Source organism: Fibrobacter sp. UWB3 (genome assembly GCF_002210405.1).
GTDB lineage: Bacteria > Fibrobacterota > Fibrobacteria > Fibrobacterales > Fibrobacteraceae > Fibrobacter.
This window is the reverse complement of sequence record NZ_MWQJ01000001.1, coordinates 300249-312538: the sequence shown is the minus strand read 5'-3', so window position 1 is coordinate 312538 and position 12290 is coordinate 300249. Positions and strand designations below refer to the sequence as shown.

13 protein-coding genes are annotated in these 12290 nt (G+C 49.0%); 6 read left to right on the top strand and 7 right to left on the bottom strand.

The features are described 5' to 3' along the window. Positions 1 to 16: 16 nt before the first annotated feature. The gene (locus B7991_RS01320) at positions 17 to 1384 is read left to right on the top strand and encodes a 3-phosphoshikimate 1-carboxyvinyltransferase (protein WP_088629245.1); all 1368 of its coding nucleotides are present in this window, start codon (positions 17 to 19) and stop codon (positions 1382 to 1384) included. A 42-nt stretch (positions 1385 to 1426) separates the two neighbouring features. Further along, on the top strand, positions 1427 to 2311 hold the full coding sequence (locus B7991_RS01315) for an NAD(+)/NADH kinase (protein WP_088629244.1): 885 nt from the start codon (positions 1427 to 1429) through the stop codon (positions 2309 to 2311). On the opposite strand, the gene B7991_RS01310 is transcribed toward B7991_RS01315, so the two are convergent. Beyond that, on the bottom strand, positions 2232 to 3095 hold the full coding sequence (locus tag B7991_RS01310; protein ID WP_235002934.1) for a pseudouridine synthase: 864 nt from the start codon (positions 3093 to 3095) through the stop codon (positions 2232 to 2234). The two genes, B7991_RS01315 and B7991_RS01310, sit on opposite strands and share 80 nt — an antisense overlap. Positions 3096 to 3163: 68 nt before the next feature. Then, the gene (gene hisC, locus B7991_RS01305) at positions 3164 to 4273 is read right to left on the bottom strand and encodes a histidinol-phosphate transaminase (RefSeq protein ID WP_088629242.1); all 1110 of its coding nucleotides are present in this window, start codon (positions 4271 to 4273) and stop codon (positions 3164 to 3166) included. A gap of 636 nt (positions 4274 to 4909) precedes the next feature. Between hisC and B7991_RS01295 the strand changes: the two genes are divergently transcribed. The 3 genes from B7991_RS01295 (at position 4910) to B7991_RS01285 (ending at position 7477) form a co-directional block, all read left to right on the top strand. Further along, positions 4910 to 6598: a carbohydrate-binding protein gene (locus tag B7991_RS01295; RefSeq protein ID WP_088629240.1), complete on the top strand. Its 1689-nt coding sequence runs from the start codon at positions 4910 to 4912 to the stop codon at positions 6596 to 6598. Between the two features lie 322 nt (positions 6599 to 6920). Further along, positions 6921 to 7196 carry a type II toxin-antitoxin system RelB/DinJ family antitoxin gene (locus B7991_RS01290; protein WP_088629449.1) on the top strand — a complete coding sequence of 92 codons (276 nt, stop codon included), beginning with the start codon at positions 6921 to 6923 and terminating at the stop codon, positions 7194 to 7196. After that, the gene (locus tag B7991_RS01285; RefSeq protein WP_088629239.1) at positions 7196 to 7477 is read left to right on the top strand and encodes a type II toxin-antitoxin system YafQ family toxin; all 282 of its coding nucleotides are present in this window, start codon (positions 7196 to 7198) and stop codon (positions 7475 to 7477) included. Before B7991_RS01290 ends, B7991_RS01285 begins: the two co-directional genes overlap by 1 nt. 112 nt (positions 7478 to 7589) lie before the next feature. Here B7991_RS01285 and B7991_RS01280 read toward each other — a convergent pair whose 3' ends face one another. Continuing rightward, the gene (locus B7991_RS01280) at positions 7590 to 8450 is read right to left on the bottom strand and encodes an arginase family protein (protein WP_088629238.1); all 861 of its coding nucleotides are present in this window, start codon (positions 8448 to 8450) and stop codon (positions 7590 to 7592) included. Positions 8451 to 8610: 160 nt separating this feature from the next. On the opposite strand from B7991_RS01280, the gene B7991_RS01275 reads away from it, so the two are divergent. Continuing rightward, on the top strand, positions 8611 to 9105 hold the full coding sequence (locus B7991_RS01275) for a nucleoside deaminase (protein WP_088629237.1): 495 nt from the start codon (positions 8611 to 8613) through the stop codon (positions 9103 to 9105). 11 nt (positions 9106 to 9116) lie between these two features. Here B7991_RS01275 and B7991_RS01270 read toward each other — a convergent pair whose 3' ends face one another. The 4 genes from B7991_RS01270 to B7991_RS01255 form a co-directional block, all read right to left on the bottom strand. Further along, complete coding sequence (locus B7991_RS01270; protein ID WP_088629236.1) at positions 9117 to 10055, bottom strand: radical SAM/SPASM domain-containing protein; 939 nt, start codon at positions 10053 to 10055, stop codon at positions 9117 to 9119. Then, on the bottom strand, positions 10052 to 11128 hold the full coding sequence (locus tag B7991_RS01265) for a tRNA-dihydrouridine synthase family protein (protein WP_088629235.1): 1077 nt from the start codon (positions 11126 to 11128) through the stop codon (positions 10052 to 10054). Before B7991_RS01265 ends, B7991_RS01270 begins: the two co-directional genes overlap by 4 nt. A 245-nt stretch (positions 11129 to 11373) precedes the next feature. Continuing rightward, positions 11374 to 12000 carry an RdgB/HAM1 family non-canonical purine NTP pyrophosphatase gene (gene rdgB / locus B7991_RS01260; protein ID WP_088629234.1) on the bottom strand — a complete coding sequence of 209 codons (627 nt, stop codon included), beginning with the start codon at positions 11998 to 12000 and terminating at the stop codon, positions 11374 to 11376. Between the two features lie 55 nt (positions 12001 to 12055). Further along, positions 12056 to 12247: a TM2 domain-containing protein gene (locus B7991_RS01255; protein WP_088629233.1), complete on the bottom strand. Its 192-nt coding sequence runs from the start codon at positions 12245 to 12247 to the stop codon at positions 12056 to 12058. Between the last annotated feature and the right edge of the window lie 43 nt (positions 12248 to 12290).

Here is a 12290-nt window from a genome sequence, read left to right as displayed (position 1 = left end):
GCTTAAGGAATAGACGATGGAATTCTTGATGAATCCCGACCGTGAACGGATGAATTTGACGTTGGTGATGGCGCTTTTGGTGAATGGCCGCACCGTGTTGGAAAATTTTGCGTGGGCAAGTGGTAGTGAAAAGTATGCCGAGGCGCTGAAAGAATTTGGTCTCACTTACGAATTGCAAGGACATCAGCTTGTCTTGAATGGCAAGGGGTTCCAGTACTCTATTCCGACCATGCTTCCGTTCAAGTTTGGCGAAGCCGATAACGTGATGCTTTGGACGCTCGCAAGTAAGGACGAAGAACAGCTCTACACGTTTGCTGCTGAAGTTGATGATGTGGGCATTGCCCGTGTGAATGCGGCAAAGGAAACGCTCCAGAAGTATTTCAAGATTAAGGTGCAAAAGGATGAACCGGCAAAGTTTGTCTTTAACTTTTTGCGCGATGAACTAAACGTCAAGAAGGATTCTCTGGGGAACGTTTCGTCTGTGATGCGCAACAGGCTTTTGCTCCGTGCGCTTATCCGCAATGACTATTTGAATTTTGAAGAAAAGTCTACGGTACATGACCAGTGGACGAAAATGCTCATTTACTTTGGTGCGGCTGTGAAGTATGAAGGCCGTGGCATGGAACAGTTGAGCGAATTTGAACGCCGCTTGATGATTGCGCAGGGCAAGAAGATTGAACGTACGCAGTTTACGGAACTTTCGGAGACGAAGGTGATTACCGCGCGTGAATACTATGTGCCGGGTGATACGACGGAAGCGACTGCGTTTGCGGTTCTTGCGACTGTCGGTAACATGCCGAAGGACAACGTCATCAAGCTTTTGAACGTAGACTTGAACAGCAGCCGTGCGGGTGCGCTCACATGCCTCAAGCGTATGGGGGCAAACGTCGAAACGGTGAGCCGTCGTGAAAAGTATGGCGACGTTTTTGGCGATGTTGAAATCAAGCCGCTTGCTTCAGGCAAGCGCTTGCAGGGCCGTCGCTTTAGCGAAGACGTGATTGCAACGGCGCTCGAAGAATACCCGCTGTTGGCTGTGGCGGCTTGCTACGGCGAAGGCGAAACGATTTTGCGCGTGCCCAAGGAAGTCCGCAAGGAAATGCGCCCCAAGAATGAATTTTTGGCGGTGAACTTGCGCAAGACGGGTGCCGAAGTTGGCGTGTACGACGATGGCCTTGTGATTCGCGGCCTTGAAACGATTGTGAACGGTAGCGATTTTGACGGTGGCGATTCGGCGCAGATGGGGCTTGCCTTGAGCGTGTTGTCGCTTGCGCTCCAGAACGATGAACCGGTCGAAAATATGGACAAGGTCGAAGCGATGTTCCCGGGTGTTGTCGACAAGCTCAAGAATGTGCTTGTGGCGGAAAACGCCGAGAAGAAGGAATAATTAGGCTGACGCAGTAAACGAACGCGAAACTTGAGGATGAAAATGAACAAGTCTTTCAGCAGCATTGGAATTGTCGGGTTCAAGGACAAGAGTGCCGATTTGGCATGTGCCTTGAAGCAGATTACTTCTTGGGCGCTTGAACACCCGCAGGTGAAATTTTATGCGCTCGATTCCCTCAAGGAACTCGTGAAAAAGCCGATTCGCGTGGTGAAAGAATCCGCGTTGCAGAAGACGGATTTGCTGCTTGCGATTGGCGGTGACGGCACGGTGCTGACGGCCGCGCACATGGCGCTTGGCCACAACATCCCGATTCTTGGAGTGAATGCCGGGCGCGTGGGATTCTTGGCGGAATCGCGTGTGGAAGGCTTGACCAAGACGCTCGATAGCTTGCTTGCTGGCGACTTCTCAACTCGCGAACGCATGATGATCGAGGCTGCGGTTTATCACGGCAGAAAGTGCATTGCAAAGCAGACTGTTCTGAATGAAGTCCACGTGCGCGCGCACGCTCCGGAACGCATGGTGAACGTGAACGTGGCTTATAACGATACTTGCTTGACGGAATACTGGGCGGATTCAATTCTCGTTTCGACTCCGACGGGTTCAACGGCATACAATTTGGCGGCTGGTGGCCCGATTATCCATCCTTCGACGCCTGCGGTGGTGCTCACGCCTGTGGCTCCGAGTAGTCTCTCGGTGCGTCCGCTTGTGCTTTCGCTGACGGATAAAAAGTTGCGAATGGCGTCTGCGGTGAATTGCTCGCTGGACCTCGTTTTTGACGGGCGCATCACGCTAGAAATGAAACCGGATGAATATGTGATGTTGTCAGAAAGTAAACTTGTGACGACGTTTATTCGCATGCGCCACACGGGCTTTGTGGGCGCTCTTCGCGAAAAACTTGGCTGGACGGGTAAACCGCGATCTGCTTGATCTCGCCCTGCTTTAAATCGCCCAACTCAAAATTGCAGAACTTGATGCGCACAAGGCGTAAAACTTCGTAGCCGAGCTTCGCGAGCATGCGGCGAATTTCACGATTCTTGCCTTCGTCCAAAGTGATTTCTAACCAACAGTTCTTTTCGCCTGCGCTGTAAAGTTTGGCGCTGACGGCGTGCATGAACTCTTCGGGTTCGCCAAAAACGCGGGGTGGGACGTTGAAGCCTTTTTCCATTTGCGAAAGTTCTTCGGCAGTGAGGTGGCCGTTAACCTGAACACGGTAGATTTTTGTATGCGGAACTGTTACTGGATCCTTCGTGGAGTTTATCCCGGACTCCGTTCCGGGACTCAGGATGACGCTTGCGTTTGTCATTTCTGCCTTTGAACCGCGCGACTCTTGAGGATTCAGCAAAGCATCCGCCCATTGCGTGTCATTTGTAAATAGCAACAACCCTTCGCTAGCGGCATCGAGCCTGCCAACGGGCGATATATGCGGTACGGGTTTGTCGGGGAACATCTTGGCGTATTGCTCGCGGAAAAGGTCCATCACGGTTGCGCGCCCTTTTTCGTCGCTTGCCGTAGTGACGTAGCCACGCGGCTTGTTCATCATAAAGTAAACGAACTCGCTTGCTTTTACGGGCTTTCCGTCAACGCATATTTCATCATTTTCGCGGGCGGGAGTGTCCGGATCGCGGACGATTTTACCACGCAAAGAAACCCGGCCCTCGCGGACCAGGTTTTCTGCTTGGCTTCTGCTGCAAAAACCGCGCTTAGAAATCACACGGGCAACGCCGTGAGCTTTGGCTTTAGTGGCGCCAGACGCGGGCTTTGTGCAGCCTCTTTCCCGGTTTACTTGCCGAGATATGCCTTGATGTTTTCGAGGCATTTCTTGTTCTGAGCTTCGGTACCGACGGTAATGCGGAGCACGTCACCCATAGCCGGCTGCGGACGGATGATGGTACCCTTGGCCTGCAAGAACTTGAAGGCGTCCATCGGATCCTTGAATCCACTGACGGCGATGAAGTTTGCGTGGCTGTCGACGTAGGGGAGGCCGAGTTCCTTGAAACCAGCCTTGAGCTGTTCGAGACCCTTCTTGTTGAGTTCGCGAACCTTGTTCACGTAATCCTGGTCGTCGATAGCGCCGATGGCTGCTGCCTGAGCGATGCTGTTCACGTTGAACGGTTCACGCACGCGGTTGATGAGGGCGACGATTTCCGGACGGGTGATGCAGTAGCCCACGCGGAGACCAGCGAGACCGTAGATCTTGCTGAACGTACGGCAGCAGATGATGTTCTTGCCAGCGGCGATGCGGCTGTTGAAATCCGGAACGAGTTCCGGCGTGTCTTCGATAAATTCAGTGTAGGCTTCGTCCATCACGAGAACGCAAGTTTCCGGGAGGCTGTCGGCGAAGTCGAGGATTTCCTTGGCGGTGAGGTCAGAACCGGTCGGGTTGTTCGGGTTGGCGAGGAACACGATGCGGGTCTTTTCGTTCACGGCGTCGCGCATAGCCTTGAGGTTGTAGTTGTATCCCGGAGCTGGCATGTCAACTTCAACAATCTTGGCGTTCATGGCCATCGTGGCGAGCTTGTAAACAGCGAAGCTGTGGTTGCCCATGACGGCTTCCGTGCCGGGGCCGAGGAACACCTGGGCAATCATGTCCAAGAGTTCGTTACTGCCGTTACCCACAGCGATCTGGTCGCGGTTCACGCCGCGGAATTCAGCAATCTTTCCGATGAGGTCGTAAGAACCGCCATCCGGATAGAGGTTCACTTCTTCCAAAGCCTTGCGAGCTTCGGCCATGCCCTTCGGGCTCGGACCAAACGGATTTTCGTTGCTGGCGAGCTTGTCGATGTCTTTCGGGTCGAGACCGAATTCACGAGCGGTGTAGGCGATGGGTTTGCCGGTCACGTAGAGCGGCTGCTTCAAAATGTGCTGTTGTGCGAGTTCGTTAATATCCATTTTGCAGTAATCAGTGGTTAATGATTTACGTTTAGGATTCGTTCTGAATTAATTCGTCGAAGGATCCTGTAGATTTGTAATCCGTAAGGAATTATAGCAATTTTTTATATTAGGGTTATGACGAAATCTATCGTTTTTAGCGTTGTCGCATCGTTAGAAGCTCTTGCCATTGTAATTGGTTTGAGTTTTAAATGTGATGGCTTGTTTTTCCCGCTTTTGGGATTCTCGTTTTTAATTTGGGCCTTCTCTCGAATAATGCGGTTTAATTCGTCTTTAAAATGTTTATTTCTTATTTTCCCTATTTGTTCCAATTGCATGGTTGGTTTTCGATGTGCTTCCTCGGATGATTCAGTCTGATGGTGGTGTTTGGGATAATGCTACCTTTTTGTTGTTTTGCCCGTGCATAGGTATAGCCACTTGGATTGACGTTGTCCTAAATAGATTCATTCATGGAACGCCGTTGGTCATTCAGTGGCCATCAATGAGCGAGAAAGAATAGCCCCGTGCTAATGGCTGAAAAATAGAGCGATTTAGCGTTTCTTGACAAAATGTCTAGAAATTAAATGTGAAATTGTGCCCTATAATGGCTTTGGGAATGTAGATTATATATTGGTAAAATATTAAGGAATTTTTGAGATGTTTGAAGCTTCGAATCGAATTTTAGCGGTGCTGTGCGGACTTGCTGTTTGTGCGTCTGCGGCGGTAGATCAGTGCAAGCCGATTGGCTGGGCGACTCGTTCGGGCCGTACTTCGACTGAATTTAATGTAACCGGTGGCGGAAATGCAACTCCCATTACCGTAAAAACATTTGCTGATTTGCAAAAGTACGCGAAGGATTCTTCTCCGCGTGTGATTTACATAGACGGTACGCTTGGCGATGGCTGGAGCGGGCGAACGGGGGACCGCTTGAATATCACGGGTTCCAACAAGACCATCATCGGACTTAAGCCGGGGACTGTGCTTAAAGCGCCAATTCACATCAGCAAGGCTTCAAACATTATCGTCCGCAATATCGTGATTCAAGGGCCGGGCAGTAATGCTGAGCAGGCTTGGGACAACCTCACCATTGAAAATAACGGTTCCAAAAATATATGGATTGACCACTGTGAATTCTGGGATGGTCAGGATGGCAATGCCGATGTGGTAAAAGGTGCAGATAACGTAACGTTTACGTGGTGCATTTTTGGCTACAAGAAAAAGAGTTCGCACAACCTTTCGAATCTCATCGGCAGTTCTGACAATGAACCCGAAAGCGAAGGCAAGCTGAATGTGACCTACATGTTCAACTGGTGGCAGGCAGCCAACCAGCGCAAACCACGCTGCCGTTACGGAAACGTTCATGTGGTGAACAACTTGCTTACGGGCAATGCTAGCATCACAAACGGAACCGATGTGCTTGGCGTTTCGGCTGGCCACATGTGCAAAGTGCGCACGGAACGCAATGTATTTATCAACGAAGCAAACCCAATTTATACGGGCAATGCGAACGGCACGGGCGTGAACGAAGTCATCGACAATATTTTCACGAATTGCTCGGGCAATACAAAGGGAACAGGGACTTCTTTTACACCGCCGTATGAATACACGAGCTTTATGCTCAAGGCGAGCGAAGTTGAAGCTGCCGTGAAGGCGAATGCGGGCGCTACGCTCAAGAGTCCGACGGAATGTGATGCCAATTATGTGGAACCGGAACCGCCGACACCTGATAAACAGTTCCAGGCCGAAATGGGTACGATTACAGGTGGCGTTTCTGAAAGCAGCAATGGCGGTTACCACGGCGATGGCTATGTGAATTTCGATAAGGGCGGCGATGTCGTCGTGAACGTGAAAGTCGATACGGCTGGTCAATACAAATTCGATATCGATTTCGCGAACGGCTCCAGCGAAGCGCGTTCTCTTGCGATTTCTGCAGGTTTAGATACAGCAACGACATCTTTCAAGACAACTGGTGGCTGGACCGTCTGGGAAACTTCAGAAGTTTTGATTAATCTGTCGGCTGGCGAAAATGCAGTGAAGTTTGCAACCGTTGGCGGCAATGACGGCCCGAACATCGACCAGTTCGATGTAACGCTTGTGAAGGCTGCTGAAAAAGATACGACGGAAAAGCCGACGTCGATTCACACGAAAACAGCTGCTGTGGTCGCGCCGAGCGTCTATCGCGTTAGCATTTTCGATACAAAGGGCGCATTGGTGCGCCGCATGAATGTGGAATCCGCAAAAGTTGGCGATGTCGCTTGGATGACTCGTGGGCTGCCTGCTGGCTTGTATGTGATGCAACTGAAAAGTGCCGGTACGGAACGCCGCAAGTTTATTGCAGTGAAGTAGGAATTTTTATAAGTTCCGCTTGCATAATTTGAAGTCAAGAGAAAATTGCGGTCGAAATTTTCGTCCGCAAAAATTTATCGAAAATATTTTGCAGACCTCTTGACGGAGGTCTGCTTGTAATTTATATTACTGGTGTGCAAATGAGCATTTTACACCGCAGCAAACAATTAAACCCTCGCCTTTTTAAGCATGTAGGCGGAAGGAGTGAAAGATGAGTGAAAAAGAAAGGCTTAAATTTGTCTCGATCCCGCAAATTCATGATCAGATGTATTGCATTTGCATTGAAAATGAATTAGATTTGTATAAAGAAGAGGTGATTCATATGGCAAATGCAGTTTTACAGACAAGAATCGACAAAGCCACTAAGGATGAGGCTGAGCAGTTATTTGAATCTCTCGGTCTGGATATTACTACGGCAATTAGACTGTTCTTGAAACAGGCTATTAACCAACGCTGCATCCCTTTTGAAATTGTTCCTCCTCAACGCGAGTTTACCGATTCGACATTAGCCGCTATTGAAGAAGCTAAAAGTCTTGCTAGGAATCCAAAAGCGAAAAGATATTCTTCTGCTAAGGAACTCCTTGAGGATTGCAAGTAATGGTATACGAGCTTCTTAAGACATCTCGCTTTAAGGCTGGTGTAAAGCTTGCGCGAAAGCGGGGATTAGATATTTCTCTTCTAGAGAATGTCATTGAAAAATTGCGACTTGATCAACCACTTGATGCAAAGCATCGTAATCATGAATTGTCAGGGAATTTCAAAGGCGTCTGGGAATGCCATATTCAGCCGGATTGGCTATTGCTTTACTTGAAGGATAATGGCGTGCTAGTGCTGACTTTGGTTGACACTGGATCGCATAGCGATATCTTTAAAAAATGACTGCTGAAAAAGGGCAGGCGATGCCTGCCTTTTTTAATTCAGCAACCATTGGTTGCTAAATCGTCAGTAGTAGAGGAGCCTTTGCTACGCAAATAGGCTTGGAAACTGTTGCTTAGTATTCCTTAATCTTCTTTAAAAACTCGACAAGTTCGCGGTTGAGCGAGTTGTTGAGCGTATCTGCTTCTTGGACGGTGTGGTGCTCGTTGCCTTCGAAGTCGTGAGCGCGTTCTCCGCAAATGTCCACGCCGAGAATTTTGTGGCCTGCGGCAAGGACTGTGATGCTTTCTTTGAGGGCGTCAAGCGTAAGTGAACCTTGATCCCAGTTGGTTGCAGTGTAGGTGGGCGAGAGTGCGTCCTTGTCAATGGAAATATAAAGGGAATGTTGAGACGAAAGACGAGAGACAAATGACGAGAGTGTGCTTAGTTCACTTTCTTTGATGAATGTAACCTTCGCTAAAATATTAGCTTCCCCGGATTGCGAAAGCTCTTCGCGGACGGTTTCGACGAGTTCGTCCTTGACTCCGATGATAATGACGTTTTGGACAAACTTATTGTTGTCGAGGACTTCTTTGACCCAGCCACCACAGCTTAAAATTCCGCCAAAGCGGGGCGGTTGCATGTCGGGATGGTGGTCGAATACGATGAGCGTGAACGGTTCCTGAACTCTATCGGTCCAGAGTTTGCTCATGTAATGATAATTGCCGTTGTCAAAGAAATGGATGTCCGGGGCGTTTGTGAAATTGTCGTGATTCTTGATAATGCTGTCGCATTCGCTTTTGCTGTTGCTTTCAGCGTTATCAATCAATTCGTTAATTTCCTTGATGGCGTCATCGTCGCAGTAGCAGTCGGTTCCTACGATTTTTGTGCAGTTGAGCCAGCGAACGTCCTTGCTTGTTTCTGCGATTGCGCGCAGTTCTTGCATAAAGGCTTGCTCGGCATAAACGCCCGTGAAATCTTGAACCGTAATCATCATTGCCAAAAAATAGTTAAAAATCCATTGCCTTGGGCAAAAAAGGCGGTGCCTGCTCAGTGACAGGCATGACAGACTTTGGGAAAAATAGCGTGTTTTGAAGTTTTCCTGTTGTTGATTTTCTTCGAGTTTTTGATTATTTTAGTGAGGTCAAGGAGTTTTTATGCAAGAAGAATTGAAGAATATTACGGACGAAGACAAGCGCTTTATGCAGATGGCTATACAGTTGTCCGTCGACAATGTCGATAATGGCGGCGGTCCGTTTGGTGCTGTGATTGTCAAGGATGGCGAAGTCGTGGCGACGGGTGCAAATCGCGTTGTGCCGAATAACGACCCGACGGCTCATGCTGAGGTAACTGCAATTCGCAATGCTTGTGCAAAACTCGGAACTTTCATGCTGGACGGCTGTACTGTTTACACTAGTTGCGAACCTTGTCCGATGTGCCTGAGCGCTTTGTATTGGGCTCGAGTCAAACGCATCTGCTACGCCAATACAAAAGCCGATGCCGCGGCCATCGAATTCGACGATTCTTTTATCTATGACCAACTCGATTTGCCGTACGAAAAACGTGCTATCAAGTGCGACCATTTTATGCGAAACGAAGCGCTCGTCGCGTTCAAAAAGTGGGCGACAAAGACGGACAAAACCCGTTATTAATTTGAATTCGCTTATTTAAACCGTTTGCAAAAATTGCAAGTTTGACAAAAAGGGTGGCGTAGTTCGTGCTGCGCGAACCCCTCTTTTATATTTTGCGCGAGTGGGCTTTCTAAAATTTCAGTAAGGCATTGTTCGCCGATGTGACCGAGTGTAATTTGTCCGCTGTGGTCGAGGCAACAGGCGACAACATGACCATCGTGGAGAATCGCTACGTGCGTGTCTAACGCGCGGCATGTGCCCGCGATGTTTTGCTTTAGAAGTCTGTTGTTGCTGTTTCCGGATTGCGCTGAAGGCCATTCGAATCTTGTGTCTTCGTGCAGATAAAGTCGACCGGTTATGTTGAAACTCTTGTGGCGACTGCAGAAATGCCCGGGCGTGATATCAACGCCAAAAGTCTCGTGGATGCGTTTAAGCATGTAGCTGTTCCACGAGGAGGCATCTTCGGCGCCGACGTTCCACAATCGTAAATTGATGTAGAGATCGGGGCGCTCGACAATTGAGAGACTGCAAAAATCAAGGACATTTTGCAAATAGCGTTCCGCGGTTTCTTGGGGGAGTTCCGCGTAGGCATGCGTCGAAAAGTTGACTTGGCGGACGGCGGGCGAGGCAAGAATTTGACGGCCTGTGCGTTCAATCGTTGTGCCGTTAGTCGTGAGCGTGAGCTTTAATGGCGTTTGTTCGAGCTTTTTGAGGTAATGCACAAAGCCGGGGTGGAGCGTGGGTTCGCCGAGAACGTGAAAGTAGACGTTTGTTGCGCCGATTTCTTGCGCGCCTGTGATGCATGTTTCGAACAGCTTGGAATCCATGAACGTGCGGCTCGCGGACGTCGACGAATTGTCTGCTGCAAATCCGTTGTCGGCTTCATTCACGTTGCCTACAGCAGTTCCGCAGGGGCAAAAGCTACAATGCAAATTGCAAACGTTCGTGATTTCGATGTAGACGCTGTTCACGAGAGGCCCCTCATCTCCATAATTGCTTCTTGGTATTCGCTGAGTTTGCCTGCTTTTTTGATTTTCTTGAAATTTTTTTTTGGAATGCTTGGTTCGAGGTATTCCCAGAAACTTTGTACGTGCGAGAGAATTTGGCTGTCGCCTTGGTTCGTTTTGCAGGCGTGGTCAAATATGACCTGGTGCATTTGGAAAAGTTTGCCGAGCAAATTTTGATGAGTGTTGCTGTTTAGGGGGGCGGCGCAGTTTATATCGCGCATTCCTTTGTATTCCGCTGCTAAACTTGGTTTCGCGAGAAGTCCGCGGCCGATCATCACGCCTGCGAACTTCGGGTAGCGTCGTTCCATTTCACAGATTTGCGAGACGGTTGTGATGTCGCCGTTATAAACGAGCGGATGGCGGCATTCCTCATAAAACTTTTCAAATGATTTGAAATCGATTGCGCCTTTGTACTGCTGTTTGCCGAGTCTGGGGTGGAGCGTGATTTGCGTGAGTGGCGCTTCGTTTAGAATCGGGAGGAGAGCAAAGGCTTCGTCAGGGGTGTCTTGCCCAAGCCGCATCTTGACGGAAAATTTTACCGGCGCAGTTCCTTTTACAATTGTCGACGCAGTTCCGTTTGCGTTAGATATTTTCCTGATCTCGTCCATGATTTCTTGGACTGTTTGCTTGTCGTTTAAGATTCCGGCGCCGCGATGGCGGTTGACTTGCATTGGGAAGGGGCATCCCATGTTGAAGTCGATTTCCGTGTAGCCTTTGGCGATTAGCGCGTTTGCGAGAATTTTGAATTCATCGACGCTGTTCGCAATAATCTGCGGAACGACTTTGTAGCCCGCGCTGTTCTCCTTGCGCGCATTCCCGTCGCGCGCAATTCCTTCCGCGATGCCCGCGCATTTTACATTTGCGTAATCAGCATTCGCAATTTCTAAATCCCGCAAATCATTTTCGCGCGGTTTTCCGTTTTCAATCCGCAAAAACGGTGCGTAATAAGCATCAACACCGCCAAAGATTTCAGCATGGGCTTTTCGATAAATGCCCGTCGTGTAACCTTGTAGCGGTGCAAATAAAATTTTTAGCATGGCTTATATTAGATTTCTTGCAGAAGGCTTGTTTTGAATGTCAAAAAAGTACGTCACGCGGGCGGGGCCCCAGCTCAGAGTTGCGAAGGCCGCACAGGCCCCTCCCTGCACCCTCCCCATCCTTGGCCGACGCTTCTATTTTCTCGACGAATACCATTACATCCCTAAGTTATTTATTTATGTCGCACATAACAGTTAAAAACATATTCTTTGGTACGAATCGGCTTTTTGGTGGATGATTCCCCTTATTTCCCAAGCGTTTTTTTGAGCGCTCTGATGGCGTTTCCGCGATGGCTGATGACCTTTTTCTCTTCAAGTTCCATCTGCGCAAACGTTCTCGTTTCGCCATCCGGAACAAAAAGCGGATCGTAACCAAAGCCCATGTCGCCGACAGGAGCGTGGTTGATTTCGCCACGGCATTCGCCTTCAAAAATAATCGGCTTGCTGATGACAAATTCACCTTGTTCGTTCTTGGTCACGGTCTGGTACGAGAGCGCGCAGAAGTAACGTGCCTTGCGGTCTTCGATGCCTTCGAGCTTTTGCATCAACTTGACGTTGTTGGCTTCGTCATCGCCGTGCTTGCCGCAGTAACGTGCGCTGTAAATGCCCGGTTCGCCATTCAAGGCGAAAACTTCAAGGCCAGAATCATCGGCGAGAACGGTCGCTTCGATGTTGCGCTTGGCGAGCCATTGAGCTGTTGTGTTTGACTTGATGATGGCATTTTCGGCAAAGGAATTCCCATCTTCGATGATGTCTTCGTCAAAACCGATATCTTTCAAGGTCTTGAATTCGTAATGGTCTGTGCCCAAGATGTGGGCAAAGTCTCTAATTTTTCCGGCACTTCCGGTCGCGATAACAAATAAACGTTTCATGTTACGGTTGATAAATAAAAATGACTGGATCCTACGCTTCGCTCAGGATGACAGGTTAGTAATGTTCCGGTTTCATGACTATCAAAATGGCGTCAACGATAATGCCGACTCCGCAGAGACCGCCGGTGCAAAGCCACAAGATTCCTGTCCAGATTTTTCCTTCGTAAAAACGGTGCAGACCCAAGTATCCGAGCAGAATACAGAGGGCAAGAGCTATCCATTTGTTGTGTTCACCAGTAGAAGGCATAAAGACTCCTTGTTTTTTACGAGTACAATTTAGAAAATGTGCG